Here is a 26,348-nt window from a genome sequence, read left to right as displayed (position 1 = left end):
CGCTTGCAGGAGCAGGTGTCGCGACCTCGGCGGCCACAGAGGCTGTACGGGCTGAAACGTCGACTCTTCACGAAGGGATGACGTGGATGCACCCCATGCTGCGACGGCTCGACGACCTCGCCGCCCACCTGGCCACACGCGGTGACGCTCTCGCGCTGCTCGGTCTCGGCTCGGCCGGCGCCGAGCACGACCGGCTCGACGAGCACTCCGACCTGGACTTCTTCGTCGTCGTCGAGGACGCCGCCAAGCCCCGTTACCTGGAGTCCATCGACTGGTTGCAGGCACCTTGCCCGGTGGCGTACAGCTTCGCCAACGACCGGAACGGACGCAAGGCGCTGTTCGCCGACGGGATCTTCGTGGAGTACGCGGTCTTCACGCTTGGGGAGTTGGCCCGGGTCCCCTTCCACGGCGCGCGGGTCGTCTGGCAGCGCGACGACGCGCCCGCTGGCCTGGCGGAGGACGGAACGCCACCCGTCGGCCCGTCGTACGACACGGTGGAGTTCCACCTGAACGAGGCCCTGTCCAACCTCTACGTCGGCCTGCACCGCGAGTTGCGCGGCGAGCGGCTGACCGCGGCCCGCTTCATCCAGTCATTCGCCGTCGACCGGGTGATCGCACTGCTGCACCTCACTTCCGCTCGGGCGCACCACCGCCGTGACCCGTTCGAGCCGAGCCGGCGTGTGGAGCAGGCGTATTCGCCGGAGGTGTTGCCGTTGGCCGAGATGGTCCCCGGTTACGCGCGCAACAGGCAGGCCGCCGCGGTAACCCTGGCCTGGCTGGAGGAGCGGTTCGCGGTCGACCTCGTGATCGCGGACGCCATCAGAGGGCTTCTGTCCGGTCCTCGGTAGGACCCCGCCCCCATGAGGGCCGCACTGGTCCCCGCTCCTCGACCCGGCCATGTTGGGCGACGCCGCGGTGGCGCGGGGGCTCGCCGGAGCGCTGTGCGGGTACCTCGTCATGTTCGGGGCCGCCGGTGCCGATCCCGCAGGTGGATCACGGTGACAGTGCCGCGGGGGCGGGCTGTCGGCCCGCCCCCCGGGTCGTGGCCCTGGTCAGCCGTTCGCCGCGGCGAACGCGGCGGCTCCGCCGACGATCGGCAGCATGACGGTGCTCTTCGTCGTGTCGAGAGACAGTGTCGCGCCGGGGGCGGGCCGGATGGTGTAGTCGTAGTCGCTGGACAGCAAGACGACGCCGAGACGGTGTCCGGCCGCGAAAACGTAGTCGTGGGGCTGCAGGTCGAAGTCGAGGCGGTAGGGCGTGCCCGGCTTGACCGGCTCGGTCCGCGAGATCGACTTACGGTTCTGCGGATCCACCCAACCCCGAGTGATGATCTTCGCCTTGCCGTTCTGGTCGTAGTCGACGAGCAGCGCCGTGACGTTCGCGGCCGGCTGGCCGAAGGACATCCGCAGCGAGACCCGCGGCGTGCCGCTGAGCCGGACCGCGCCGGTCAGCGTCCCCGACAGGTAGGCGAGGCGGTTGGGAGACGTCGCGGCATCGGCGAGGGTCTGCGCCCGCTTCGACGCGTCGTCGACGATCGTCTCGGTCACCGGCTTGCCCTGGCGGGTCTTGTCGTCGGTGAGGACGCCGGCGGCTCCGTTCGTGCCGGGCGCCAGATTGAGCTCGGTGTCCGCCGCGGCAGGCTCGGGCCACTCGGGATACTCCACCAGCGTCCTGTCCTCGCGCTGGATCAGGGCCCGCGGGTCGTTCTCCACGCCGTTCTCGTAACCCCACAGGTAGCGGGTGAACCAGCGGTTGAGCACGTTGACGCTGGGGGAGCCGCCGTGCCCGCCCTGGTGCAGATAGATCTTGTGCGGCACCCCGCGCGCCTTGAGCGCCTCATACCACTGCGCGGCGTGCTTGGTCTTGACGTTCCAGTCGTTGAGCCCGTGCGCGACCAGCACGGCGGCGTGGACCCTGCCGACATCGTTCATGTAGTTGCGCTCGTCCCAGAAGGCGCTGTAGTCGCCGGTGACCCGGTCCTGTGCCTTCGCGAGCTCCTCGATGACACTTCGGCAGATCTGCTTGTCCGCGCGGGTGTAGACGTACTCCGCGAGTACATCGGCGTCCTCGCCCTGGTAGCCGCCCGGGGCCACCACGGCGCCGTTCGCGCGGTAGTAGTCGTACCAGCTCGAGATCGCCGAGATCGGCACGATGGCCTCGAGACCATCGACACCGGTGCTCGCGACGGCGTTGGGCAGGGTTCCGTTGTACGACGTGCCGATCATGCCGACCTTGCCGGTCGTCCACGTCGCGTCGACTTCCCTGCCGATGGCGTCGTATGCCTTGGCGCGGCCGTTGAGCCAGTCGATGACGGACGTCGCGCCGATGGTCTCGTTCCGCCCACCGGTGGTGGGACAGCCGTCGGACTTGCCGCTGCCCAGCGACTCGGCGTGGACCACCGCGAAACCGCGCGGCAGCCAGTTGGACTCGTGGCTGGTGCTGATGGCGGGCTGCGGCCCGGTGCCCGCAGCAGAAGCGTCGGCCCCGTCGGCCGTGTCGGTGGTGGCGGCGTTGAGCCGCTCGTCGGACGCCGGATCCTTCAGCGAACCACCTCGGTTCATCCAGCCCTTGCCCGGGCGGAGCGCCTGGTTGAGCTCGTGATCGACGTTGTGGTTCGTGACCGGATTGCCCCCCGCGTAGTAGGGGCTGGCCTCGTACACGACGGGCGACTTCAGGCCGGCCGTCTCGGTCTCTCTGAGCCGGGTGACCTCGGCGTGCACCCGGTCGTTCCGGCCGTCGCCGTCACTGTCGACGGGAGTCTCGATCCACACTTCCTCGCGGATCCAGTCGTTGCGGTTCGACGAGAACACCGGCTGGGCCATGCCGTCACTGAAGACCGGTCCCACGGACGGGGCGGCGGCCGCGCCGACGGGTGTCGAAGTCGCCGCGATCCCGGCGAGGGTCATGCTGGCGGCGAGACCCAGCGCGGCCGCGCCGCGACGTACGGATTTCGGACTGCGGAACGCGGTTGGTGCGACAGGGCCCGTCACCTGGCGGGGCATCGACATCGGCAAACCTTCCCGAACGATCATCGCGGGGCCGGAAAACGGCCCCAAAAAGGGGGCACGGGACCGAAAAGGATGGCCCCGGGAAGGCTCGATGCTAGGGGCACAGGTGCGGAATGTCTTCGGACGGCTGCCTTATCTCGATCGCGGTATTTCCGACAAATGTCGAGCAAGGTCTCGGCGGCGGTCGACCACCGCGCGCCCGGCGCCAGCCACCGGTGGCACCCCCGGGACGGCCTGTCCCTCTCTGGGGGAGGATCGGCCGTCCCGAGAGCCCCGGTTCGTACGGACTCCCGTCAGGGGGCGCACCGGGCACCCCGCGCCGGCGCCGGCTTCCACGTCTCCTGCATGAACAGCGTGTTCCACGGTCGGCCGGGCGTATTAGGGGGTGAGCTGAACCGGGACGCCCTGGCGGAAACTCCCCGCCAGGGCGTCCTCGTGGCTCACTTCGTGAAGGCGACGCTGATCGCGTGGCTGTCCTCGTGCATCCGGTAGCCGGTGATCCTGCCGTCGGCGACGGTGAAGTGCAGGGCGAACTCGTTGGTGAACGGCTTCCCCGTGGACACCACGCCGAAGCGGCTGCGACCGGTGACCACGGCGTGCCCGTCCTCGATCACGGTGGCGTCGATCGTGAACTCCTCGGCCGGGGTGAGCTCCTTGCCGAGCAGGGTGAAGAACTCGGCGATCTCGTCCTTGCCGGATCGGGCCCCGGTCCAGGGCACGTTCGGCGCGCCGGGGACGAGGAAGTCCACGCGGTCCGCGAACAGGTCGAGCAGGCCGGGCAGGTCCCCCTCCGCGAAGCGGGCGAAGAAGGCGTCGACGATCTCGGGTGTGGTCTGGGGTGCGACGGTCATGTCCGGTTCCGATCTCTCGTGGGACGCGCGCGTCTCAGGGGGAGGCGCACGGCGAATTTCCAACTGAATGGTTGGAGTATGGCACGCCCAGGATTGGATTTCCAACCAGTGAGTTGGAGTCCGGTAGTCTTGCCGCATGGCATGGGACACCGCGAAGACGAGACGGCTCCTCCTCGAGGCCGCCGTGGAGGAGTTCGCCGAGCACGGCCCCCAGGGCGCGCGGGTGGACCGCGTCGCCGCCCGCGCCGGAGTGAACAAGGAGCGGATCTACCAGTACTTCGGCGGCAAGCAGCAACTCTTCACCGCGGTGCTGGAGGCCGAGCTGGCCAAGGTCGCCGCGGCCGTGCCGCTCACCGACGACGAGGTCGCGCACCTGGGTGAGTACGCGGGGCGCGTTTTCGACTATCACTGCGCGCACCCGCACTTCCTCCGGCTTCTCGCCTGGGAGGGCCTGCAGGACGACCAGGTCACGGTGGCGGCCGAGGACGAGCGGGCCGCGCACTACGCGGACAAGCTCGCCGCGTTCGCCAAAGCCCGGCACGAGGGGACGATCACCGGCGAGGTGGACGCCGCGCACCTGCTCTACGCGGTGTACGCGCTCGCGACCTGGTGGTTCACCGCCCCGCAGGTCGTACGGATGATGATGGCCGGAGCCGACGACGACACCCAGGAAGCGAGGCGGGCCGGGCTGGTCCGGATGGTGAACCGCCTGACCTCCTGAGACGGCCCTCCTCCGGCGAGGGGCGGAACGGCCGACGAGCGGGTGCGGTTCGTCCGACCGGACCCGGGCGGGGCCACACCGGGCCTGCCTCCGGCTCCGGCTGGCCCCGGGAACATCCCGGAGACCAGCCCGACCCGACGACCGTCACCGGCGCCGAACGGGCCGGCGTCGGAGACGCCACGCCGTGACGGCTGCCGGGATGAAGACGGCCGGCCGTCAGGGAAGGTTCAGCTGCCAGGAGACGCCGAAGCGGTCGTTGGTCCAGCCGAAGCGCTTGCTGAAGCCGTAGCAGTCGAGCGGCATCAGCGGCACGCCGTCCTGCGACAGCGCCGCGTACAGGCGCTCGAGCTCCGCTTCCGACTCACACTGCACGTACAGCGAGATGGACGGGGTGAAGGTGAAGGCGTGCGATACGTGGCTGTCGATGGCCATGTACTCCTGGCCCGCCAGCGTGAACACGGCGTGCTGCACGGTGCCCTCCGCGCCGGGCCCCTCGGAGCCGTAGCGGACCAGGCTGAGGACCTCGGCGTCGTCGAACAGCGACGTATAGAAGGTGATCGCCTCCTCGGCGACGCCCTCGAACATCAGGAACGTGGTGATCTTCTGCGCCATCGGATGGACTCCTGTCAGCGGTGTGGAAGGTGACGGCATTCGTGTCTCGCGGAGTATCCGGCCCGAACGGAACCCTCTGATCGGCCGAGGAGGCGGAGGCGGCGGACGGTCCTCGCGCGAAAGTCAGGAAGGCCGCGCGCACACCGAGGAGGCGCGTACGGATCACCTGCCGGTGGTCTCCAGGTGCCGGACGACCTTCCTGAGGGACTCGGCGAGCCCGCGACGCTGTTCGCTGTCCAGCTCCTTGACCACGAAGGCCTCCTGCCGGTTGAAGTCGGGGAACAACGAGCGCATCAGCCGCTCTCCAGACGAGGTCAGCTCCAGCATGACACGGCGCCCGTCCGTCGGATGGGGGAACCGGCGCAGGTGGCGATAGGACTCCAGGGTCTTGAGCACGCCGGTGAGCGTGCTCTTGGAGATGCCCGCCTCGGCGGCGACGTGCCGGGTCTCACTCTCGCCCCAGATCCACACGACCCACATGACGACGAAGCCGGTCCAGGTGAGCCCGGTGTCGCGGAGCACGGTCTGCTCCAGGTGGTTGCGGATCGCCGAGGACGCCCGGTAGATGTTCGAGACCGCCCACATCGCCTCGAAGTCGACATTGAGTTCGCCGAGACGGTCGCCGATGGCGTCCTCGGTCTGGCGCAGGGTGTGGTGTCCGGTCATGGGCAGCACGTTACGGCCGGTTGGCGTATTCAGCGAAATATCCCCAACCACGTGGTCGGGACGGTGCCGGCCGTCGACCCCGCCCCAGATGCCGGACGATCTCCGGCCGTGACCTGCCGGCGCCGGTGCGCTGGGCGCGTGAGGCGGAGGACGCCGGATTCGGACTCGGTCATGATCAGCGAATGGCCGCCGCGGCGATCCCGGCTCCGCCGCCGCCCTGGGCGTGCCGGGTGGAGGCGCTCACCTCCTGACCCGAGCCCGTTCTGTTCGCGGCCGTCCGGATCACCCCTCCGCGAGGGCCAGCAGCCTGGTCACCGTGTTCCAGTTGCGTGCCGTGGCGGTGACGTTCAGCCTCTTCTCCAGCAGCGGTTGCAGCCGGGTGCGGCGCAGCCCTTCGGGGAAGTACATGTACAGCTCGCGCCTGCCGACGCGCATCTCCTCCGGTGCGTAGGCGGCCGGATCGATGCCCTCCAGCAGCGCCGGGTCGGGCGTGCCGGCCAGGAACATCACCGCGAACCTGGCCGGATCCCGCACGTCCAGCGGGTTGTCCTCGACCACCTGGCGCAGCTCCGCGGCCGTCCGCACGATGACGGGGACCGTGAGGCCCAGCTGCCCGGTGATCTCGCGTTCGATGAGGGACGCGATCCGCTCGGGCCGCTCGTCGGCCGAGGTGAACATGGCGTTGCCGCTGCGCAGGTGCGTCCGCACCTCGGTGTGCCCGAGCTTCTCCAGCAGCGCCCGCAGATCGGCCATGGCGACCGTGGTGCCCGGATTGACGTTGATCCCGCGCAGCAGCGCCACGTACCGCATCAAGCTCCCCCTTCGTCTCCTTCGATGACGAGGAAAACGCTACGGCGGGTACCTGCCGGGCCCTGTCATGTATCTGCCGCCATATTCCGCCCCCGAGCTCTGCGTGGTCGGCCGGCGGGGGAGCGCCCTCACGACCTCGTGGCGAGGGCCTGCCGGTAGGGGGCGAGCCGGTCCAGCCACTCGGTCAGCGCCCCGGACTCCTCCCACAGGTCGTACAACTCGTTGTCGTCGGGGCGCGCCGCGCGGTCCAGCGTCGCGTGGGCGAGGTCGCGCAGCGGGGCGGTCACGGCGAAGGGATGCCGCTCCAGCCACCGCGCGGCGTTGACGTCCGGCTCGGAACCGACCAGCCGCGCGCCGATCAGGCAGGCCACGGCGACGGCCGCGGACAGCTCCGGAGCATCGACATAGTCCTCCTCGGCGAGGATCTCCCTCATGGTCGAAGCCAGCCCTCCGGGCAGGTCCTCCACGTCGCCGAGATGGCCGAGAGCGTCGAGCGCCCCATCGTTGTCGAACGGCCCCATGTCCCACGCGCCCACGCTGAACCTCCGGAATCTGGTCGGTCGCACGCGAGCCTAGTGATCGCCTCCGACAAGATGATGAAGTACTTCGCCGGGTCGAGCGCCATGCCCGCGCCGATGAGCCATTCGTTGTCGTGTGCTGGCCGGAGTACCACGTCGGATAGACGATCGCGTTGGTCCTGGCCTCGTTGAGTTCGCCGTACGTCTTGTACGCCAGCTTCGCGTCGGGCAGCGTGATGCCGCAGGGAGCCGGATGTCACCCAGGGCGAAGATCTCGTAATCCATGGGGCCTCCTCGCCGACCGGGCGGTCTCGCCCGCCCGATCTCTCCCTTGATGTCCACTGGTGTCCACGTTAACCCGGTATGTCCGTGGCGTCCCTGGGCTGACATCCGCCCGCTCGCCCCGCCCCGTCCTGTGGCGTACGGCTGTGGGCGTGCCCGAGGCGTGGTCCGGGAGCGGAGCATCCGCGACAGGGCGGGGTGAGCGAGATCAGTGGTGGTAGGCGTGGACGACGGCGTGCCCGAGGCCTCTGCCGATCAGCCAGCGGTTGATCGGCACCGTCAGCACGAACGCGAGGGCGAGGGAGAACGCCAGGGCCGCCCAGAAGAGCACGGTCGCGAGACCGGCGTCCATCGCGCCGGGCACGGCGACCATCACCGTGTTGTCGATGACCTCCATGACCGCGATCGATACGGTGTCCGCGGCCAGGGCGACCTTCAGGGCCCGGCGCATTCCGACGCCGGCCCTCAGTACGCCGCGCATCGTCAGCGCGTACCCGAATACGAACGCGAGCGCGATCGACAGGGCGACGGTGACGCCGCCGTGCAGCCCGGCCGCGGTGCCGATGATCATGCCGAGGACCTCGCCGATGGCGCAGCCGGTGAGGCAGTGCAGCGTCGCCTGGGCGGCGGTACGCCAGGAGGTGCTCCCGTGGCCCGCGCTGCCGTGTCCGTGCGCGTCGTGTCCGCTGTGCGCGTGCGCGTCGTGTCCGTGTCCGCTGTGCCCGTCGTGCTCGTGTCCGTGTCCGCTGTGCCCGTCGTGCTCGTGTCCGTGTCCGCTGTGCCCGTCGTGCTCGTGCTCGTGCCCGCTGTGTCCGTCGTGCTCGTGCTCGTGCGCGTCGTGTCCGCCGGTCGAGGGGGAGTGGGTGGAATGGGCGGAGTGGTCCATGGCGTGTCGTATCCCTTCCTGCGGAGGCCGTCCGGCCCCGTCGCGCACGCCAACGATATACCCCCATGGGGTATTCCGCGAGTGGCGTCCGCCTCCGGAACGGTCAGGACGGGGCGGTACTCGCGGTCCTGCGGTACTCCCGGGGGCTGACGCCGCGAACCCGCTTGAAGGCCGTGCTCAGCGCGAAGGCGCTGCCGTACCCGACCTGTCCGGCCACCGCGCCGATGGTGGCGTCGGACTCCCGCAGCAGGTCGGCGGCCAGGGCCAGGCGCCAGCCCGTCAGGTACGCCATGGGCGGCTCGCCGACCAGCTCGGTGAAGCGCCGGTAGAGCGCGGCCCGCGAGCCGCCCACTTTCGCGGCCAGCGCGGACACCGTCCACGGGTGCGCGGGATCGCCGTGCAGCAGCCGCAGCGCCGGGCCCACCAGCGGATCGCCGGACGCGTGGTACCACCCTGGGGTATCCGCCTCCGGGCGGGAGAACCAGGACCGCAGCACGGTCACCAGGAGCAGGTCGAGCAGCCGGTCCAGGACGACCTCCTGGCCGGGGTCGTCCCTGGAGATCTCCTGTCCCAGCAGCGCGATGAGAGGGCTCTCCCACGCGTCACCGGGCCGGGCCAGCAGCGGGGGCAACGCGTCCAGCAGCCGCCTGCTGATCTCCGAGCTCGGCCGGTAGGTGCCGACGAGCAGCACGACCGGGCCGCCCGGGCTGTCTCCCCAGGTGCGTACGCCCAGGTGCATCGCCTCGGACAGGTCCTCGCCGTCGGGCGTGGTGCAGCGCTGCCCCGGATGGATCACCACCCGGGGCGGCGTGGCCGGGTCGTCGGCGAAGGTGTACGCGTCGGGGCCGCGCGTGATCGTGACATCTCCCGGGCGGAGCCGTACGGCGTCGCCGTGGTCGGGGACCACCCACGCCTCGCCGCGCACGACGGCGACCAGGGACAACGGCGCCCGGTCCTCGATCCGCACGGACCACGGTGGGGTCATGATCGTCTGGAGCAGGAACGCGCCTCGGGCTCTCGGGCCGTCCACCAGTCTCGCGAGCGCGTCCATGCCCTCACTGTAGACGCTTGAACATGAAATCGAGCTTCTGAGCCATGTAATGTCTCGGCGCGTCCTGGTTGAATCGGATCACCGCAAGGGGAACGGCCGCGGGGCCGAGATCCGGGCACGACCGAAGGAGCAAGGATGTTGTTCGCGCTGACAGCCGTCTCGGCGGCCGTGGCACTCCTCCTGACCGGCGCGATCGCCGGTCTCTTCTACGGGTACTCGGTGTCGGTGATGCCCGCGTTCGACGGGATCGCCGCCGAGCAGGCCGTCGCCGCGATGCGCAGCGTCAACGAGAAGATCCTCAACGGGCGGTTCTTCGCCTCGTTCCTCGGCACGCCCCTCGCGTCCGCGGTGACGGGCGGGTTGCTCCTCGCGCTCGGCGAGACCACGGCGGCCGTCCTGTTCTTCGCCGCCGCGGCGACGTACGTGCTGGGCGCGTTCTTTCCCACCGCCGTCGTCAACGTGCCGATGAACCGTGCGCTCGCGGCGGCGACCGTACCGGCCGACCCGGCCGAGGCCGCGCGCCTCTGGGCGGAGTTCTCCGGGCGGTGGACCCGGTGGAACACCATCCGTGCCGTGTTCTGCCTGGTCAGCCTGCTTCTCGTCGGCCTCGCCGTGTTCCTCTGGGCACGATCCTGACCGGAGAACCGGCGGGCTCAGCCGTGGGGAGGCCGCCGCGTGCGGTCGGACGTGCCGGGTGTGACCAGCCCCGACTCGTACGCGAAGACGACCAGTTGGGCGCGGTCACGCGCGCCCAGCTTCGTCATCGACCGGCTGACATGGGTCTTGGCGGTGGCGTGGCTGATGACCAGATGCCCGGCGATCTCCTCGTTGGACATGCCCGCCGCGACCAGGCCCACGACCTCGCGTTCCCGGTCGGTCAGCCGTTCGAGCCCGGGTAGGGCCACGGGCCGTGGCGGGGTGGAGACATACTCCTCGATCAACCGCCGGGTCACCGACGGCGACAGCAGCGCCTCACCCTCGGCCGCCACCCGTACCGACCGGAGCAGCTCGGCGGGCTCGATGTCCTTGACCAGGAAGCCGCTGGCGCCCGCGCGCAGCGCGGCGAAGACGTACTCGTCCAGCGCGTAGTTGGTCAGGATCACCACGCGCACCCCGTCGAGCTCGGGATCGGAACCGATGCTCCTGGTCGCCTGGATCCCGTCGAGGAAGGGCATCCGGACGTCCAGCAGCGCCACGTCCGGCCGTAGCGCGCGGGCCAGCTCGACCGCCGCGCCGCCGTCGCCGGCCTCACCCACGACCGTGATGTCCTCGGCCAGTTCGAGCAGCGCGCGGAATCCCGCGCGGATCAGCGGCTGGTCGTCGGCCAGCAGGACCCGGATCACGGCCGTCCCACCGAAGGGAGCTCAGCATGCACATGGAACCCGCCCTCCGGACGCGGTCCGGCGGTGAGAGATCCGCCGAGCGCGACGACGCGCTCGCGCATTCCGATCAACCCCATTCCGTGGCCGGCGGCGCTCCCGCCGGACCGCCCGTCGTCCACCACACGGACGACGATCTTCTCCGGATGGTATTCGGTCGTCAGGGTGATCGACGCGGGGCCCGCATGGCGCAGCACGTTCGTGAACGCCTCCTGCACGATGCGGTAGGCCGTCCTGTCGATCTCGCCGGGCAGATCGCGGCGATCTCCGACGACGACGCTGCGTACCGGAAGGCCCGCCGCCTCGGCTCTGGACACCAGCCGGGGCAGCCGGGCGAGCCCGGCCTGCGGGGTGTCCTGGTCGGCCTGCCTGAGCACGCCGAGCGTGGCGCGCAGCTCGTGCATCGCCTCGCGGCCGGACTCCTTGATCGCGGCCAGCGCCTCCCTGGCCCGCTCGGGCCGCCGGTCCAGGAGCTGCATGGCGACGGACACCTGGACGTTGATCACCGAGATGCTGTGCGTGAGCGAGTCGTGCAGCTCCTGGGCGATCCACAGCCGCTCCTCGCCCGCCCGGCGCAGCGCCGCCTCCTCGCGGGTGCGTTCCGCCTCGATCGCCCGTTGCTCCACCTCGTGCAGGTAGGCGCGCCGGTTCCGCGCCACCTCGCCGAGGACCACCATCGCCACCAGCCACCCGCCGAGCAGGTTGAAGCCGTCACCCGGAGCGGGATCGGAGTCCGACAGCGCGATCAGGCCGTAGACGCCCGCGTCCATCACCACGGCGAGGACGATCGCCAGACGGCGCCGGCCGAGGGACGCGGCCGTGTAGATCGCCGTCAGGGCGGGCGCGGCGGCGAAGATCCCGGGATAGCGGCAGGCGTAGTAGGCGACGGCGCACGCCACCGTGATCACGCCGACCGGCAGCGGGGCGCTCCGCCGGAAGGCGAGCGCGGGCGCGGACACCGAGATCAGAGCGATGCCGAGCGTGTCCAGGGGCCGTTCGAACGGGCCCGAGCTCGACAGGCCGCCGTACGTGCCGCCGACGATCCCCGCCAGCGCGGCGACCGCGATCAACGCGTCGATCTTCCGGGCTTCCATCCTCGACACACTAGGCCAGCCGTTCCGGGCGGCCGACACCCACGCGACGCAGATCGCGCGTACATCCCCCGTGGTACGCCCGGCCCGGGAGGGCGCGGCCTACAACGAACGATGTACGGCGAAGTGCCTTCCCACGGGGGACGATCTTGCGAGATCCCGGGGAGATCATGAACCGCATGAACAACCCACCCCTCGTGGCCGAGCGATCGGCCGAAGCCTCTTGTACCCGCGCGCCGGCCTGGATCGTCTGGTGGCTGCGGATCGCCGCCACCGGCCATCTGGTCGGGGTGCTCGGGCAGGCCGTGCTGGCCGGGCTGTTCGTCACCGGCAATGTGGACATGCTGACGCAGCACCGCGACAACGCCGGGGTCACCCACGCCATGCTGTACCTCCAGCTTGTCGCCGCGATCGTGCTGTGGCGCCCCGGCAGGGGGCCGAGCTGGCCCGCCTGGGCCGGCGCGGCGCTCGTCGCCCTGGAGACGGCGCAGGTCGTGTTGGGTCAGAACCGCATCCTCGCGGGACACTTCCCGCTCGGTGTGACGATCTTCGGTGCCTCCGCCGTGATGGCCGTCTGGACCTGGCGGAGCCTGCGGGTCCGGCAGGGGAGCGGCCAGGGGAGCGGCGCATGACCTCGCGGAAGACCCTTCCGTCCCTTTCCCGGCGGGGCTTCCTGGGCGTGCTCGGCGGCGGCGCGCTCGCCGTCGCCGGGTGCGGCTCGCTCGGCGCCGAGACCGCGGGCCGGAAACTCGCCAGCACCCTGCCGCTGCCCGCGCCGTTCGCCGTGCCGCTGCCGATCCCCGCGGTCGCTCGGCCGGTACGGCCCGGCTTCTACGAGGTGGTCCAGCGCCTCGCCAAGGTGGAGATCGTCCCGGGGACGACGACCGAGGTGTGGGGATTCGACGGCACCTTCCCCGGGCCCACCTTCGACCTGCGGCGCGGAAGCCGCACCGTCGTCCGGGTACGCAACGAGCTGCCCGTCCCGACGTCCACCCACCTGCACGGCGGGGTCACCCCGGCGGACTCCGACGGCTATCCGACCGATCTGGTGGTGGCCGCCGGGCGGGGGTTCCGGCCGACCGGCGGGCACTCCCCCGCCGGCATGCGCGTCGATCCGGACCAGTGGACGTTCCATTCGGGGGAGAGGGAGTACGTCTACCCCCTGGAGCAGCGGGCGGCCACGCTCTGGTACCACGACCACCGGATGGACTTCACCGGACCGCAGGTGTGGCGCGGGCTCGCCGGATTCCTGCTGGTACGCGACGACGAGGACGACGCCCTGCCGCTGCCGAAGGGCGACCGCGACATCCCGCTGATGATCTGCGACCGGGCCTTCGACGAGGACGGCGCCTTCCGCTATCCGTCGCTGGATCCCAGCCTGCTGGTCCGGGCCGGCGTCGACGACGCGTACATGGAGGGCGTCGAAGGCGACGTGATCCTGGTCAACGGTGCTCCCTGGCCGGAGCTGGAGGTGGACGCGGCCCGCTACCGGCTGCGGCTGCTGAACGCGTCCAACGCCCGCCGGTACCGGCTGGAGCTGCACCCGGGCGGCCGATTCGTCCAGGTCGGCAGCGACGCGGGGCTGCTGGCCGCGCCGGTGGAACACGACGCGATCACGATGGCTCCCGCGGAACGGTTCGACGTGGTGGTGGACTTCTCCGCCTATCCCGTCGGCAGCCGGGTGACGCTGGTCAACACCCTGGGCGCCGGACCGGCACGCAATGTGATGTGCTTCCGCGTGGCCCGCAGGGCCGCCGACGACAGCGCGGTCCCGGCCCGGCTCTCGAGGCTGGAGCCGGTCGACCGTACCGCCGCCGTCGCCACGCGGGTCTTCGACTTCCGCAAGTCCGGGCAGTGGGCGGGCGCGTGGACGATCAACGGGAAGGCCTTCACGCCCGGCACTCCGCTGGTGCGGCCCCGGCTGGGGACCACCGAGGTCTGGCGCCTCACCAGCGACTTCCACCATCCGGTGCACGTCCACCTCGCGCACTTCCGGGTGCTGACCAGGAACGGCAAGGCGCCCGCGGCCACCGACGGGGGCTGGAAGGACACCGTGGACCTGCGCCCGTACGAGGTGATCGAGGTCCTGGTGCGCTTCGAGGGCTACCGCGGGCGCTACATGATGCACTGCCACAACCTCGAACACGAGGACATGGCGATGATGGCCGACATCGAGGTGGTCTGACCGCCGCCGTGCCGCGTACCCGCCCAGATGCCCGAACCGAGGTGGTCTGACCGTGTATACGGGTGCTTCGCGTACGGGGTGCTCCGGCGCGTGGGAGGACGCCCCGAGCCACCGCGCGGGGGTCTCCGGTGGCGGCTTCCGTCACCATGCGGGAGAGTGATCGCGTGATTCGCCGATTCGTGACCGCTTTGTCGCTCGGGCTCCTGGTCGTGGCGGGTGCCTCCGGTTGCGGGACCGGTGCGCCGCTCAGCCAGGCCCTGGTGGACCGGGCCCAAGGCCAGGGCGCGGCCCCGGACCTCATCTACGTGGTCGAGATCCCCGGCTTCGAGCTCGCCGAGCAGTCCGTCGGCGTCGTCGGAGATGAGGGCTTCGGCAGCTTCTACGTCTCGCCGGAAGGCGGGCAGGTGGAGCTCCGCGTCGATCGCGGCACGTTCGGCGACGCCCTGTGCGCGGAAACGCCGCTCGCGCAGGCGGAACCGGGTTCCGTGGTCACGTGTGACCACGACGAGGCGGGCTGGTACCGGTCCGGGGGTGACCGGCACGAGTACGTCGCGGTCAGAGGCGATCACCTCATCCGGATCGGCGGCCGTACGGGCGAGGTGGACCGCGCCGCGCTGAAGTCGGCGGTGGCCGGGGCGCGCAACGCGGTCGGTGACGGGGACGGAGCCGGACCCTCCCCGGCGGACGGCGGCCGCCCCTCCGGGCCGATCGAGCGGGGCGACCTGCCGACCAGCGGTGACGGCGCGCCGAACAACGACGTCGGCGTGGGCGGCTGACCCCCTCCCGACTCGTGCGGACCCTGGTCGGAGCTGTGGCGGGGCGGGGCTAGATTCTGGTGGGCCCCCGCGTGGAAGGCGGCCGACGCCCCGGAGGCTGTGCGACCACTCGTGCGATCAGCTGGGCGATCAGCTTGGAGACGGCTACAGGAGGCCGGGCCGCGGCTCGTGCCGTTCGCCAATGGTTCGGTCAGACGTGGGCTGATTTCCTGGAACCGCACTGATTGTCGCTTTAAAGGTAAAGAGGGGGGCCGGTGGCCGTCGAGCAACGCGGCATCGAGTTGGTTTCGCCGCAGGAGAGGTACGGCAGGCCCCGTGACCTGCTCTTCCTGTGGTCGGGAACCACGCTCGGCATCTTCACCCTGGTCTACGGCACGGTCGTCGTGTCGCTCGGACTGAGCTTCCCGCAGGCCGTGGCCGCCATCGTCATCGGCAACCTGCTGGCCTTCCCGCTCGTCGGCCTGACCAGCCTGCAGGGACCGGCGGTCGGCACGTCGACGATGGCCGTCTCCCGCGCGGCCTACGGTCCCAAGGGCGCCCGCGCGCTCGGTTTCTTCGGCTGGCTGAACATGGTCGGATTCGAGGCGGGCGGCATGGTGCTGATCACTTTCGCCGCGCTCGCGCTGCTCGACAAGGCGGGCGTCCACGACCAGGGCATCGGGCTGAAGGTCGCCGTGATCCTGGTCGCCGCGCTGATCCAGCTCGTGCTCCCCCTCGTGGGACACGCGGCCGTGATGAAGGCACAGAAGTACTTCACCTGGGTGTTCGTCGCCATGTTCGCGATCATGGCGGTGCTGGTCGGCCCGAAGGTCGAGGTCGCCGCGACCGGAGGCGCCGACTTCGCCACCTTCACGGTCGCGGTCGCGTTGGTCATGTCCTGCGGCGGGCTCTCGTGGGCCCCGCTGGGCAGCGACTACTCCCGCTATCTCCCCGCCGACGCGAGCAGGAAGGCGGTCTTCGGCTACGCCGCGCTCGGCGGCTTCGTGCCGTACGTGCTGCTGATGACGCTCGGGGCGGCGGTCGCCACCGTGGTCACGGACGCGGGGGACCCGATCTCGGGCCTGCCCGGCGCGCTGCCCGGCTGGTTCACGGTGCCCTACCTGGTGCTCGCCATGGTGACGCTGTTCGCGGTGAACACCACCGACCTGTACTCCTCCGGCCTGAACCTGCAGGCGGCCGGGATCAACGTCAAACGCTGGGTCGCGGTTGTGGCCGACCTGGTGATCTGCGTCGCGATCACCTACGTGGCCGTGGTGTCCGACTCGTTCAACACGATGCTGAACACCTTCCTCGGCCTGCTGATCATCTGGCTGGCTCCGTGGGCCGGCGTCTACCTGTCCGACTGGTTGCGCCGCAGGGGCGGCTACGACGGCTCCGCGTTGTTCGACGAGAGCCCGGCGAGCCCGTACTGGGGCAGCGGCGGCGTGCGCTGGTCCGGCGTCGCGGCCCAGGTCGCGGGCATGATCGCCGCCGCGCTGTGGATCAACTCCACGGCGTTCGTCGGCCCGATCTCCCAGGCGACCGGCGGCACCGACTTCAGCATCTTCGCCGGCGTCATCGTGGCGGGCATCACCTATCTGGCGCTGGAGCGGCGTACCGCCGTGCAGCCCGCCCCCGCCGCCGCCTGACAACGCCGCCTGAGAACGAAAGGCACGACATCCCATGGCAGACCGCCACCTGCTCGACGTCGCCTACGGGCGGCGCCCCGCCGACCGCGTCATCACGGGCGGCACGCTGGTCAACGTACTGACCGGAGAGGTCTACCCGGCCGACGTCGCGATCAGCGGCACCCGGATCGCGGCCGTCGGCGACCTGCCGGACACGCTGCGCGGCCCGGGAACCGAGATCATCGACGCCCGCGGCCGCTACCTCGTGCCCGGCCTGATCGACGGCCACCTGCACATCGAGTGCAGCAAGCTCTCGGTCACCAGCTTCGCCGACCTGGTCGTCCCGTTCGGCACGACGAGCGTGGTGTCGGGCCTGGACCAGATCCTGGTCGTGGACGGCCTCCCCGGCGTGCGGCGCTTCCTGGACGAGTCCAAGAACACCGGCATGCGGATCTGGTGGGGCGCCCCGGCCAAGGCTCCGTACACGGTGCCGGAGTCCACGGTCGGCCACACCTTCGGGCCCGAGCAGCACGCGGAGGCGCACGACTGGCCCGAATGCGTCGGCGTGTGGGAGACCGTCCAGGAGATGGTGGAGCACGGCGACCCCGCCGTCATGGACGCCCTCGACCTGGCCGAACGCCACCGGCTGCCCGTCTTCGGCTGCGCGCCGCTGTCCGACGCCCGCCGGATCAGCGGGCTGGCGGCGGCCGGCGTACGGCTCGACCACGAGTCCTATTCGCACGAGGAGATGCTGGAGAAGCTGCGCCTCGGCATCTACGCGATCGTCCGCGAGTCGTCGGTGGCGCACTTCCTGGAGGAGAACATCCAGGTCGTCTCCAAGGTCGGCGCGCGGCGGGTGGCGTTCTGCACCGACGACGTACACGCGGCCGACGTGCTGGCCGGCGGCCATATGGACAAGCTGGTCCGGATGGCCGTGAAGGCGGGCGTCGACCCGGTGACCGCCATCCAGATGGCCACGATCAACTGCGCGGAGATGTACCGGATCGACCACCTGGTCGGCAGCATCGCCCCCGGCCGCTTCGCGGACGTGCTGATCGTGGACTCGCTGGACGACTTCCGGGTCCGCGAGGTCGTGGCCGGCGGCACGCCGGTCGCACGCGGAGGCGCCATGATCACCCCGACCGCGCCGCCGGAGCGCGGAGACGTGCGGCCGTTCCCCGTCCGCGAGGTCACCGCCGCCGACCTGGCGCTCCGTGCGCCCGAGGGCGCCTCGCGAGTGAACGTGCTGACCATGAACATGACGCCCGAGCAGGTGTTCGTGCGCAAGCGCCGCGACGTGACGCTGCCCGCCTCCGGCGGCCTGGTCGAACCCTCCGTGGCCGACGACGCGCTGCTGGTCACCGTGGTCGAGCGGTACGGCAAGACCGGCAACATGCCGGTCGCCATGGTCAGCGGCATGGGTCTGCGCGAGGGCGCGATCGCGACCAGCGCCGCCCCCGACGACAACAACATCATCTGCGTCGGCGCCTCGCGCTCGGACATGGCCGTCGCGATCAACGAGGTCGTCAGGGCCGGCGGCGGTCAGGTGGTCGTCGTGGACGGCGAGGTCAAGGCGCTGCTCCCGCTGCCGGTCGGGGGGATCGTCTCCGACCTGCCCGCCGCCGAGATGGCCGCCGCCGAGACCCGGCTCGACGACCTGGCGCGGGAGCTGGGCTGTACGCTGCCCGCCCCGCTGATGTACCTCTTCTTCCTGTCGATCACCGCGATCCCCGACTACGCGATCACCGACCTCGGTCTGGTCGACTGCGTGGAGCTGACCGTCATCGACCCGATCATCTCGGAGGCCTGATCATGAAGGACTTCATCGCCGGACTGCCCAAGTGCGAGCTGCACCTGCACATCGAGGGCACCCTGGAGCCCGAGCTGAAGTTCGAGCTGGCCAAGCGGAACAACCTGGACCTGCCGTACGCCACGGTCGAGGACATGCGCGCCGCCTACGACTTCGACGACCTGCCGTCGTTCCTGTCGGTCTACTACGAGGGCATGAACGTCCTGCTCACCGAGCCGGACTTCTACGACCTCGCGATGGCCTACCTGCGTAAGGCCGCCTCCCAGAACGTGCGGTACGCGGAGATCTTCTTCGACCCGCAGGCGCACACCTCGCGCGGCGTGCCGTTCGACATCGTGATCCGCGGCCTGCGCCGGGCGCTGCTCGACGCGGAGCGGCAGCTCGGCGTCCGCGCCCAGCTCATCATGTGCTTCCTGCGCGACTTCCAGGCGGAGTACGCGATGGCGACGCTGCTGGAGTCGCTGCCGTACCGCGAGTGGATCGCCGGGGTCGGCCTGGACTCCGACGAGAAGGGCAATCCGCCGGCCAAGTTCGCCGCGGTGTTCGCCCGGGCCCGCGAGGAGGGCTACCTGCTGACCATGCACTGCGACGTGGACCAGGAGAACTCGACCAAGCACATCCGCCAGTGCGTCGAGGAGATCGGCGTCGACCGGATCGACCACGGCGTCAACGCGCTGGAGGATCCGGCGCTGGTCGAGGCCATCAAGGAGCGCGGGCTCGGCCTGACCGTGTGCCCGATCTCCAACGGGTACGTCACGGACTCGATGAAGGCCGACGCCATCCGGCGGATGCTCGACCTGGACCTGCGCGTGACGATCAACTCCGACGACCCGGCGTACTTCCTCGGTTACGTCCAGGAGAACCTGGTCGCGATCCAGGAGGCGCTGGACCTGTCCCGTGAGGAACTGGTCCGGCTCCAGCGCAACGCCTTCGAGATCACCTGGCTGCCCCGCCAGGTGAAGGACGCCTACCTGGCCGAGCTGGACGCCTACGCGGCGTCCTGAGACGGGGCCGCTAGCGCATTCTGAGGGCGAGCAGGAAGTCCACCCGCTCGTCCAGCGAGGTGAGCGACCGGCCGGTCAGCTCCTCGATCCGCTTCAACCGGTATCGCAGCGTGTTGACGTGGACATGGAGCCGATCGGCCGTCGTCGCCCACCCGCCCGACTCCTCCAGGAAGATCTCCAGCGTCTCGACCAGGTCCGTCTGGTTCGCGGCGTCGTACTCCTCGAGGCGGCCGAGCAGCCGCGCGCGGAACGAGCGGCGCAGGTCACCGGGGATGGCCGCGAGCAGCGACCGGTGCGAGCTGACGTCGTCGGCGGTCATCGCGCTCACCCGGCCCTGTCCCAGAGCCGCCAGCCTGCGCGCGTGCCGCGCCTCCTCGATCAGGCTGCTCAGCCCGGCCGGGCCGGTGGTTACGCTGCTCAGGCCGAGCGTGATCCGGGCGTCCCGGAGACCGGCCTCCAGCGTCCGCGCGCCGCGCAACACGTGCTCGGCGACCTCGGAGGCGGTGTTCCCCGCCAGGGGTACCAGCGCGACCGCCTCGCCGCCCTCGGGCGCGGTGGCCACCCCCGGCGTCAGCGGCCGGAGCAGCTCGTCGAGTACGGCGGAGCCCACCTCGTCCGCGCGTTCCACGCCTTCCACCTGGAGCGCCGCCGCCAGCAACCCGTGCTCGGTCTCGACGTGCAGCGTGTGCAGCCGTGAGACGACTCCCGGCAGGTCGGCCTCCCCGGAGCCGAGCAGGTTCAGCAACTGGTCGAGCACCCGCCGCTCGATCCGCTGCGCCGCCTCCAGGCGGGACCGCTCCAGGGCGACCAGTGCGGCGAGCTCCACGATCAGGTCCTCGTGCTCGCCGCCCGCCCCCACCTGCTCTCCGGCGTAGGCGAGGAACCAGTTGGCGATGCGGTGCGGCGCACCCTTGCTCACCGGGAAGACCGACAGCACCGTCCCGTCCTCGCGGGTGGACATCCCGGGCAGGAACCGCGCCGACAGGAACGTGTGGGCCAGCCGTGTCCGGTCCTCGGGCGTGAGCGGCTGCGATCCCACGATCACCCGGCCGGTGGCCGACATCACCCAGCACGGCACGTCCAGCTCTCCGGCCACGGCGGTGACCAGCTTGTTCAGGCTGCCGCCGTCCACGAGGACGCTCGCGAGCCTGCGCCGCGAGCCGGGCCGGTGGCGCGGGGCGCTGCCCAGCTCGTCGATCAGGCGGCGCAGGACGTACTCGGTGACGGCGCTGAACGGCACCTCCACCGACAGGCAGAGCAGCGGCAGGCCGGCCTCGGCGCAGGCGTCGATGAGATCGGCGGGCGGCAGTTTCAGCGCGGTGCCCGAGCAGAGCGCGGTCACCCCCACCTGGACGAGGGTGGAGACGAACCGCCGCGAGGAGTCGGGCCCCCGATGCCAGGTCAGCTCGGTGAGGACCAGCTCTCCCGGCTGGACGAATCTGGCCGGTTCCGGCAGGTCGGTCGTGGCCACGCCACGGACTCGCCGATCCAGCAGGTCGTGCCCGGTCAGGACCTTCAACCCCAGATGGTCGACCTGGCACAGGTCCCGCAGCCGCATCTCTCCCGATCCCGTAGCCGTTCGAATCCCCCATCGAGGGTATCGGCAGCTCAGACGGGCCAGTCCTCCCGCCGCCAGGCGGCGTCCCAGAACATCCATTCGTACCGCGCCGTGGTCGTCGCGTTCGCGAGCAACCGCCCGCACTCGTCGCCGGTCAGGCCCGCCGCGACCTCGTCGAGCAGGTCGAGCACGCCCGCGACGGTCTCCTGGTACTCCTCGCCGCCGTACGTCTCGATCCACCACGCGTACAGCGGGTCGGGGGAGGAACGGTCGAGCAGGGCCTGCCCGACGCGGGCGTAGATCCAGTAGCACGGCACGATCGCGCCGAGCGCCTCGGCGAAGGTGCCGAGATGGCAGGCCCGCAGCAGGTACGAACCGTACCCGAGCGCGGTCGGCGGCGCGGGGTGGCGGCGCGCCTCCGCTTCTCCGATGCCGAACGCGTTGAGCAGTTCCACATGCAGGCTGTGCTCCACCTCGACCGTACGGGCGGCGTCCGCGGCGAACCGCTGGACCGAGGCCGGGTCGGGCGCCTTGACCGCGCACGCGGCCAGCGCGCGAGCGTAGTCGGGCAGGAAGTGCGCCTCCTGGAGCACGAAGTGCCGGAAGACCTCCTTGGGCAGGGACCCGTCGGTCAGCCCGGTGAGGAACGGGTGGGCCAGGATCTGCTGGTAGATCCCGTCCATCGCCCGCCACAGCTCGTCACGGAAGGCACGCATCCGCCGATGCTATCCAGCGGGGAGTCGGGCGGGCGCGCCGAGGATGGGGGCACAGCCAGCCGGTACCTGGATCGCGGCGCAACGGCAGGCGTATGCGAATGGTCTCACCACGCCTGCCACTTGATCGCCGGCACATCCCGTCGATGTAGAACTGCTCCCATGAGCCGACAGTGGGTGACCGGGCGCGAAGCATGCCGTCATCACCCCCGGCGTAATTCACCTCCGCTGTGACGTAAAGACCTGTACCCCTAGACCGTATGGTGCACAGGTCTGGGCCGATTGGCCGCGGTGCTCCAGGCGGCCGACGTGATCGACGGGTCTCCCGCTACACGAGAATTCGGGGGGAAGCCCCGGACAGGCGGCCCGGATCCATGGACAGGACGGCCGGGCGAAGAACGCACGAGCAGGAGGAACCCTTGGCCGGCACACGCGTACGGCCGCATCTGGCGTCGATCATCGAGCGGACCGACACCGTGTTCCTGGTCTTCGACGGCGTGGTGTGCGACCTCTTCGCGGGCGTGGACACCAGAGCGATCGCCGACCGCATCCGCGACCGGCTCTTCGCGATGGGCTACCGGATGTCGCTCCTGACCTACCTGATGTCTCCGCTGGAGATGCTCTGGTACGCCTGTGACCTCGGCACCGAGCCGTTTCTCGAGGTAGAGCGAATCCTACGAGAAGCCGAGGAAGCATCTCGCCGGTACCGGCCGCGCGGTGGTCTCCTCGTTGCCGAAGCTGGCCGCCGCGCTGATGGCCGTTCCGCCCGCTTCAGCCCGTTGAGTGGCGGACGCCTGATTTGGGGGTGTCCGCGCCCGCCCGGTCGGGCGTGCGCACGTGCTCGGGCAGGATGCCGTACACCATGATCCGCACCAGGAGCTGGGACATGAGCCGGCGGGCGCGCTCGCCGCTGAGGATCGCGGGCATCCGCGGTTCCTCACCGTCCAGGATCCGGCCGACGAGCCGGCGCTGGGCCAGCAACTGGACGAACTGGGTGCCGACGGTCGGGATCATGCGGCGCCGCTGCACCCGCTGTACGAGCCGGGGGTTGAGCGTCTTGTCGAACCTCGCCGGATCGGCCTGGGCGCGATGGAGCGGCTCGGCCAGCAGGTTGGCGGTCGCCACCGCGTCCTGCACGGCGAGGTTGATGCCCACACCGCCGATCGGCGACATGGTGTGCGCGGCGTCGCCGATCGCCAGGAGGCCGGGCCGGTCCCAGCGCCTGAGCCGGTTCACGCCGACCTCCAGGAACGCCACCTTCCCCCAGTCGTCGATCTCGTCCACCCGGTCGGCGAGGAACGGCAGCAGGCGGGCCAGACGTTCGCGGAGCCCCTCCAGGCCCTGGGCGCGGATCTCCTGGTAGGAGCCCTTGGGGATGAGGAAGGCGATCTGCCAGTAGTCGCCGCGGTCGATCGCCGCCGCCATCTCTCCCTTGCCGATGTGACCCGCGAGGCCGCCGCCCTCGTCGTCGTCGGGACGGCGCGAGACGCGCAGCCACAACACGTCCATCGGCGCCCCGAAGTCGAGAGGGATCATCCCCGCGGCCCGCCGCAGGTCGGAGCGGCGGCCGTCGGCGGCCACGGTCAGCACCGCGCGCAGGTCGTGCTCGCCGCGCGCGTCGCGGTAGCGCAGGCCGCGGATCGCTCCGCCGTGCTCGATCGGCCCGAGGGTCTCGGCGTTCATCAGCAGCCGGAACGCCGGATAGCGGCGGGCGTGCTCGACCAGCAGGGTGAGGAAGTCCCACTGCGGGATCATCGCGATGTGGCGGTATTTCCGGGTGGACGGGAACCGCCGAAGATCGGCGTCCACCAGCGTGCGGGTGAGCGTGCTCATGCGAAGCGTCGTCAGGTTCCGGTGGGGGATGCGCTCCAGGTCCTCCACCAGCCCCAGCTCGTCCAGGAGTTGCAACGTCGAGGGATGCACGGTGTCCCCGCGGAAGTCGCGCAGGAAGTCGCCGTGCTTCTCCAGGACGGTCACCTGGACTCCGGCGCGGGCCAGCAGCAGGCCCAGCATCACCCCCGCCGGGCCGGCACCGGATATGGCGCAGGTCGTGCTCTCGGATTCCGGCATTCGTCAGCTCCCTCTCGGTCGGACGAGCACGGTTCGTACTGGCAGTACATGTCCGTTCCCGGCCGAAATCCAGGTCATGCCGACGGACGCGCACACATTCGGGGGTTTCCACACCCGGAGAATCCGCCACGTCGTCGGTGGCCGCTACGGCGGTCCGGTCCGCGGTCGCCGGTGGATTCCGTCAGGAGCGCAGGCCGGCGGTGAGCTCGTCGGTACGGGCACGGCTGCCCCAGAACCACTCCACGTGCGCGTGTCGCCGTTGCTCGGCCAGCCAGTCATCGAAGACCCGCCCCTCGACCAGCCTGCGGGTCACCTCGTCGAGCACCGCCGGTTCCACGGCCAGTACGCACACGACGCAGAAGCCACCGTCCGGGAGCCGCGCGGGTCCGAGCACCTGACCGGCCCGAGCGTCCACCACCGCGGCACCGAAGAGCGCGACCAGGTCGCCCCTGCTGTTCGCCTCCATCCGGCAGGTGGCCACGCCCGCCAGCATCTCCTCGGCCGCCAGCGCGACGGGGTCGGTGTCCTTCTCCATCCCGTCAGGCGGCACCGCCCCGACCCGCAGGCGATCGGCGACGGCGGCGGCGCGATCGGGGTCCGCGTACCGCAGCCTGACCACGCGCAGCCGGTCGAACTCCTCGCCATGGGCGGCGAAGAAGTCCTCCACCCGCCCTTCGACCACCTCTCGGCGCAGCTCCGCCACCGCCGCCTCGCTCGCCACGACCTCCTCAAGGCGGGCGTGGTTCAGGCCGCGCTCGGCCATCCACTGCAGCGTCGCCTGCGGGGTCATCAGTCCCCGCGCGCGGCGGAAGGCGTCCATGGCCTTCTGGAGCCGGTCGGCGGACAGGTCCGTGTGCCGCGTGGCCAGGGCCTCCTCGACCAGGGCGGCGTTCACCAGCCGCCTGGCGAGGCCGGTGTCCGCCCACAGCACGTCGAGGATCGAGACGGCCCGCTCCATCGTCATGTCGACGCCGTTGACGCGCAGGACGAGCTGCTCGCCGGAGCGCTGACCTCCCCGTAGCGGCCAGGGGATCACCCGGTCCGGCGCGAAGGCCAGCGAGACGCTGCCTTCGGGCGAGGGGAACAGCAGGTCGTAGTGGTACTCGCCGGTGGCGGCCTCGCGCTGCCACAGCAGCCGCATCCTCACCTCCGGATAGCGGCCACGCAGGTCCGACAGCAGCTCGCCGGCGCGTTCCGGCCGCACACCGTCCAGCCCGCGCAGCCATTCCAGGGCGTCGCCGAGGAGATCGGGGGGCACCACAAGGGACACGTCAGGCTCCTTCCAGCAGCAGGTCGCAGAGCGCCTCGCTGATCGGCAGACCGGTCAGCTCCTCGACCCACAGCCACTGGCCGTTGGGGTTGATCTCCAGGAACACGTACCGGCCGTCCGGGGTCAGGACCAGGTCGAATGCACCGAAGACGAGTCCGAGACGGTCTGTCATCGCCAGGCACCGGTCGGCGACCTCGTCCGGAAGCCGGTGCACGCCGTACGGTGTCACCTCGAGGTTGTACCGGCGCCAGTCCACCCTCGACCGGTTGCTCTCCTGGGAGTGGATCTCGGCCGCGAACACCCGCCGGCCGACGACGGTGACCCGGAGTTCCAGCCGCTTGGGCACGTACTGCTGCGCGATGACCGGGCAGAACCGCAGCGCCTCCGCGTACGCCAGATCTCGGGCCGAGACGAACTCGCACTTGCGGACGACCGTGTGGCCCCCCGCGAGGTTCTCCACCCACGGCATGCCCATGGGCTTGGTGATGATGTGACCGTCATGGCGGTTGTGGAAGTCCCACAGGGCGTCCGCCTGGGTCGCGATCAGCGTCTCCGGGATCTCGAACCCCAGCTCCGCGGCCAGCATGAGCTGGGACGGCTTGTGCGCCGCCCGCCGGTACGCCGACTCGCGCGCGGGCACCATACGGCAGGGCAGATGCTCCCAGAGGTCGGTGAGCAGGTCCACGCTCTCCTTGGCCGTGTAAGCGGCCACCGATGGGTCGGTGATCGCCGGGTGGGCCTCTGGCGGTCTCGGGCGTCGCCACCACACCGCGGTCAGGGAGTCCAGGTCGAGCGTGCCGTCCTCGGTGTGCAGCAGCCGCCGGGCGAGCCCGCGAGCGGTGTACGCCAGCTCGACGTGGGCCCGGGTGAGGTAGTCCCGGTTGTCGAAGACGGTGGTACGGGCGCCGCGTCCGGCCAGCAGGTCCCGGACGTGGTCGGCGTGCGGGTCCTGGTCACGGGTCAGGACGAGTACATGCGGGGGTGACACGGATCTCCTTGGAGAGCGGGCCCGCCGCAGGTGATGGGCCACCGGGGAGAACAGGCCGCTCCGGACTCGGGACGGCGGGTTCGCCGGATGTGGGGACGGCGCGCGTCCCCAAATCCGGCGAACATCGGCCCCAGCCGCCGTTCCCTCGGGCGGGAGGGCGGCTACGGCCGACTACGCGAGCGACTGCTCACGAGTCGGGGCAGCAGATGCCGGGCGGGTCGTAGTACTCCCCTGTCACGACCGACGGCTGACCGCCGTTGATGCCGCTCAGCGCGCTCTCGTCGAGCTCGGCGCCGGCCGGGGTGATGTCCCCGAACTCGGTGCGTGGTGTCGCGTTCATGGAACGTGCCTCCTTTTCGCTGTGGAAAAGCGATCTCCTGACCAATGCTGCGGATCGTGACTTGGAGCCGACTTGGAATCCCGGGCGCGCGGCCGAGCCCCTCGAAGGGGTGCTCGCCGGGCCTCCCACGCCCTCCAGCCGTCTGGCGCGCG

The 26,348-nt window shown here is 70.7% G+C and carries 25 protein-coding genes; 9 read left to right on the top strand and 16 right to left on the bottom strand.

Annotation, left to right across the window (positions count from 1 at the left end; all coding sequences use genetic code 11):
- The first annotated feature begins 86 nt into the window (after positions 1-86).
- Positions 87-848: a hypothetical protein gene (locus IMZ11_RS04345; protein WP_228637687.1), complete on the top strand. Its 762-nt coding sequence runs from the start codon at positions 87-89 to the stop codon at positions 846-848.
- Positions 849-1,052: 204 nt separating this feature from the next.
- Here IMZ11_RS04345 and IMZ11_RS04340 read toward each other — a convergent pair whose 3' ends face one another.
- Positions 1,053-3,008, bottom strand: a complete 1,956-nt coding sequence (locus IMZ11_RS04340; protein ID WP_228637685.1) for a Xaa-Pro dipeptidyl-peptidase — start codon at positions 3,006-3,008, stop codon at positions 1,053-1,055.
- 440 nt (positions 3,009-3,448) lie between these two features.
- The gene (locus IMZ11_RS04335) at positions 3,449-3,859 is read right to left on the bottom strand and encodes a nuclear transport factor 2 family protein (protein WP_228637683.1); all 411 of its coding nucleotides are present in this window, start codon (positions 3,857-3,859) and stop codon (positions 3,449-3,451) included.
- A 136-nt stretch (positions 3,860-3,995) separates the two neighbouring features.
- Here IMZ11_RS04335 and IMZ11_RS04330 point away from each other — a divergent pair, with 136 nt between their 5' ends.
- Positions 3,996-4,580 carry a TetR family transcriptional regulator gene (locus IMZ11_RS04330; protein WP_228637681.1) on the top strand — a complete coding sequence of 195 codons (585 nt, stop codon included), beginning with the start codon at positions 3,996-3,998 and terminating at the stop codon, positions 4,578-4,580.
- Between the two features lie 216 nt (positions 4,581-4,796).
- Here the strand turns inward: IMZ11_RS04330 and IMZ11_RS04325 are convergent, their stop codons facing one another.
- The 6 genes from IMZ11_RS04325 to IMZ11_RS04300 form a co-directional block, all read right to left on the bottom strand.
- Complete coding sequence (locus IMZ11_RS04325) at positions 4,797-5,192, bottom strand: VOC family protein (protein ID WP_228637679.1); 396 nt, start codon at positions 5,190-5,192, stop codon at positions 4,797-4,799.
- Positions 5,193-5,354: 162 nt separating this feature from the next.
- Positions 5,355-5,858 carry a MarR family winged helix-turn-helix transcriptional regulator gene (locus tag IMZ11_RS04320; protein ID WP_061258155.1) on the bottom strand — a complete coding sequence of 168 codons (504 nt, stop codon included), beginning with the start codon at positions 5,856-5,858 and terminating at the stop codon, positions 5,355-5,357.
- A gap of 282 nt (positions 5,859-6,140) precedes the next feature.
- Positions 6,141-6,668, bottom strand: coding sequence for a DUF1697 domain-containing protein (locus tag IMZ11_RS04315; RefSeq protein WP_228637677.1), 528 nt, complete (start codon positions 6,666-6,668; stop codon positions 6,141-6,143).
- A 128-nt stretch (positions 6,669-6,796) separates the two neighbouring features.
- Positions 6,797-7,204 (bottom strand): DUF4259 domain-containing protein, encoded by a 408-nt coding sequence (locus IMZ11_RS04310; RefSeq protein ID WP_228637675.1) that lies wholly within the window; start codon positions 7,202-7,204, stop codon positions 6,797-6,799.
- Between the two features lie 472 nt (positions 7,205-7,676).
- A complete protein-coding gene (locus tag IMZ11_RS04305; protein ID WP_228637673.1) occupies positions 7,677-8,354 on the bottom strand; it encodes a DUF4396 domain-containing protein in 678 nt (225 codons plus the stop codon).
- Between the two features lie 103 nt (positions 8,355-8,457).
- Positions 8,458-9,405: an AraC family transcriptional regulator gene (locus IMZ11_RS04300; protein ID WP_228637671.1), complete on the bottom strand. Its 948-nt coding sequence runs from the start codon at positions 9,403-9,405 to the stop codon at positions 8,458-8,460.
- Between the two features lie 135 nt (positions 9,406-9,540).
- On the opposite strand from IMZ11_RS04300, the gene IMZ11_RS04295 reads away from it, so the two are divergent.
- Positions 9,541-10,041, top strand: coding sequence for a DUF1772 domain-containing protein (locus tag IMZ11_RS04295; RefSeq protein ID WP_228637669.1), 501 nt, complete (start codon positions 9,541-9,543; stop codon positions 10,039-10,041).
- Between the two features lie 17 nt (positions 10,042-10,058).
- Here the strand turns inward: IMZ11_RS04295 and IMZ11_RS04290 are convergent, their stop codons facing one another.
- The gene (locus tag IMZ11_RS04290) at positions 10,059-10,748 is read right to left on the bottom strand and encodes a response regulator transcription factor (RefSeq protein WP_228637667.1); all 690 of its coding nucleotides are present in this window, start codon (positions 10,746-10,748) and stop codon (positions 10,059-10,061) included.
- On the bottom strand, positions 10,745-11,878 hold the full coding sequence (locus IMZ11_RS04285) for a sensor histidine kinase (RefSeq protein WP_228637665.1): 1,134 nt from the start codon (positions 11,876-11,878) through the stop codon (positions 10,745-10,747). The genes IMZ11_RS04290 and IMZ11_RS04285 overlap by 4 nt, the downstream gene beginning before the upstream one ends.
- A 176-nt stretch (positions 11,879-12,054) precedes the next feature.
- Between IMZ11_RS04285 and IMZ11_RS04280 the strand changes: the two genes are divergently transcribed.
- The 6 genes from IMZ11_RS04280 to IMZ11_RS04255 all read left to right on the top strand — a co-directional run bounded on the left by IMZ11_RS04280 (position 12,055) and on the right by IMZ11_RS04255 (position 19,257).
- Positions 12,055-12,507 carry a hypothetical protein gene (locus tag IMZ11_RS04280; RefSeq protein WP_228637663.1) on the top strand — a complete coding sequence of 151 codons (453 nt, stop codon included), beginning with the start codon at positions 12,055-12,057 and terminating at the stop codon, positions 12,505-12,507.
- Positions 12,504-14,060, top strand: coding sequence for a multicopper oxidase family protein (locus IMZ11_RS04275; RefSeq protein ID WP_228637660.1), 1,557 nt, complete (start codon positions 12,504-12,506; stop codon positions 14,058-14,060). The genes IMZ11_RS04280 and IMZ11_RS04275 overlap by 4 nt, the downstream gene beginning before the upstream one ends.
- A 164-nt stretch (positions 14,061-14,224) precedes the next feature.
- On the top strand, positions 14,225-14,836 hold the full coding sequence (locus IMZ11_RS04270) for a hypothetical protein (RefSeq protein ID WP_228637658.1): 612 nt from the start codon (positions 14,225-14,227) through the stop codon (positions 14,834-14,836).
- A gap of 254 nt (positions 14,837-15,090) precedes the next feature.
- Positions 15,091-16,464, top strand: a complete 1,374-nt coding sequence (locus tag IMZ11_RS04265; protein WP_061258019.1) for a cytosine permease — start codon at positions 15,091-15,093, stop codon at positions 16,462-16,464.
- A gap of 34 nt (positions 16,465-16,498) precedes the next feature.
- Entirely contained in the window at positions 16,499-18,253 is a 1,755-nt protein-coding gene (locus IMZ11_RS04260; RefSeq protein WP_228637656.1) for an adenine deaminase C-terminal domain-containing protein, read from the top strand.
- A gap of 2 nt (positions 18,254-18,255) precedes the next feature.
- Positions 18,256-19,257, top strand: coding sequence for an adenosine deaminase (locus tag IMZ11_RS04255; protein ID WP_228637654.1), 1,002 nt, complete (start codon positions 18,256-18,258; stop codon positions 19,255-19,257).
- Between the two features lie 10 nt (positions 19,258-19,267).
- Here the strand turns inward: IMZ11_RS04255 and IMZ11_RS04250 are convergent, their stop codons facing one another.
- From IMZ11_RS04250 to IMZ11_RS04225, 6 genes are all read right to left on the bottom strand, one after another.
- Positions 19,268-20,815: a PucR family transcriptional regulator ligand-binding domain-containing protein gene (locus tag IMZ11_RS04250; protein ID WP_228637652.1), complete on the bottom strand. Its 1,548-nt coding sequence runs from the start codon at positions 20,813-20,815 to the stop codon at positions 19,268-19,270.
- 50 nt (positions 20,816-20,865) lie between these two features.
- Positions 20,866-21,531 (bottom strand): thiaminase II, encoded by a 666-nt coding sequence (gene tenA, locus IMZ11_RS04245; protein ID WP_228637650.1) that lies wholly within the window; start codon positions 21,529-21,531, stop codon positions 20,866-20,868.
- 768 nt (positions 21,532-22,299) lie between these two features.
- Positions 22,300-23,598, bottom strand: coding sequence for an FAD-dependent oxidoreductase (locus tag IMZ11_RS04240; protein ID WP_228637648.1), 1,299 nt, complete (start codon positions 23,596-23,598; stop codon positions 22,300-22,302).
- 181 nt (positions 23,599-23,779) lie between these two features.
- Positions 23,780-24,868, bottom strand: a complete 1,089-nt coding sequence (locus tag IMZ11_RS04235; RefSeq protein ID WP_228637646.1) for a TIGR04500 family putative peptide maturation system protein — start codon at positions 24,866-24,868, stop codon at positions 23,780-23,782.
- Position 24,869: 1 nt separating this feature from the next.
- On the bottom strand, positions 24,870-25,856 hold the full coding sequence (locus tag IMZ11_RS04230) for an MvdC/MvdD family ATP grasp protein (protein WP_228637644.1): 987 nt from the start codon (positions 25,854-25,856) through the stop codon (positions 24,870-24,872).
- Between the two features lie 187 nt (positions 25,857-26,043).
- The gene (locus tag IMZ11_RS04225; protein ID WP_228637642.1) at positions 26,044-26,196 is read right to left on the bottom strand and encodes a hypothetical protein; all 153 of its coding nucleotides are present in this window, start codon (positions 26,194-26,196) and stop codon (positions 26,044-26,046) included.
- Positions 26,197-26,348: the final 152 nt, after the last annotated feature.

It is taken from the genome of Microtetraspora sp. AC03309, assembly GCF_020826795.1.
Lineage (GTDB): Bacteria > Actinomycetota > Actinomycetes > Streptosporangiales > Streptosporangiaceae > Microtetraspora > Microtetraspora glauca.
Note: the sequence above shows the minus strand (reverse complement) of the source record. Positions and strands in the feature narration are given on the sequence as shown.

Coding starts and splice junctions, on each gene's coding strand:
- IMZ11_RS04345 (WP_228637687.1), top strand. CDS start 87: ATGCACCCCATGCTGCGACGGCTCGACGACCTCGCCGCCCACCTGGCC.
- IMZ11_RS04340 (WP_228637685.1), bottom strand. CDS start 3,008: ATGTCGATGCCCCGCCAGGTGACGGGCCCTGTCGCACCAACCGCGTTC.
- IMZ11_RS04335 (WP_228637683.1), bottom strand. CDS start 3,859: ATGACCGTCGCACCCCAGACCACACCCGAGATCGTCGACGCCTTCTTC.
- IMZ11_RS04330 (WP_228637681.1), top strand. CDS start 3,996: ATGGCATGGGACACCGCGAAGACGAGACGGCTCCTCCTCGAGGCCGCC.
- IMZ11_RS04325 (WP_228637679.1), bottom strand. CDS start 5,192: ATGGCGCAGAAGATCACCACGTTCCTGATGTTCGAGGGCGTCGCCGAG.
- IMZ11_RS04320 (WP_061258155.1), bottom strand. CDS start 5,858: ATGACCGGACACCACACCCTGCGCCAGACCGAGGACGCCATCGGCGAC.
- IMZ11_RS04315 (WP_228637677.1), bottom strand. CDS start 6,668: ATGCGGTACGTGGCGCTGCTGCGCGGGATCAACGTCAATCCGGGCACC.
- IMZ11_RS04305 (WP_228637673.1), bottom strand. CDS start 8,354: ATGGACCACTCCGCCCATTCCACCCACTCCCCCTCGACCGGCGGACAC.
- IMZ11_RS04300 (WP_228637671.1), bottom strand. CDS start 9,405: ATGGACGCGCTCGCGAGACTGGTGGACGGCCCGAGAGCCCGAGGCGCG.
- IMZ11_RS04295 (WP_228637669.1), top strand. CDS start 9,541: ATGTTGTTCGCGCTGACAGCCGTCTCGGCGGCCGTGGCACTCCTCCTG.
- IMZ11_RS04285 (WP_228637665.1), bottom strand. CDS start 11,878: ATGGAAGCCCGGAAGATCGACGCGTTGATCGCGGTCGCCGCGCTGGCG.
- IMZ11_RS04280 (WP_228637663.1), top strand. CDS start 12,055: ATGAACAACCCACCCCTCGTGGCCGAGCGATCGGCCGAAGCCTCTTGT.
- IMZ11_RS04275 (WP_228637660.1), top strand. CDS start 12,504: ATGACCTCGCGGAAGACCCTTCCGTCCCTTTCCCGGCGGGGCTTCCTG.
- IMZ11_RS04260 (WP_228637656.1), top strand. CDS start 16,499: ATGGCAGACCGCCACCTGCTCGACGTCGCCTACGGGCGGCGCCCCGCC.
- IMZ11_RS04255 (WP_228637654.1), top strand. CDS start 18,256: ATGAAGGACTTCATCGCCGGACTGCCCAAGTGCGAGCTGCACCTGCAC.
- IMZ11_RS04250 (WP_228637652.1), bottom strand. CDS start 20,815: ATGCGGCTGCGGGACCTGTGCCAGGTCGACCATCTGGGGTTGAAGGTC.
- tenA (WP_228637650.1), bottom strand. CDS start 21,531: ATGCGTGCCTTCCGTGACGAGCTGTGGCGGGCGATGGACGGGATCTAC.
- IMZ11_RS04240 (WP_228637648.1), bottom strand. CDS start 23,598: ATGCCGGAATCCGAGAGCACGACCTGCGCCATATCCGGTGCCGGCCCG.
- IMZ11_RS04225 (WP_228637642.1), bottom strand. CDS start 26,196: ATGAACGCGACACCACGCACCGAGTTCGGGGACATCACCCCGGCCGGC.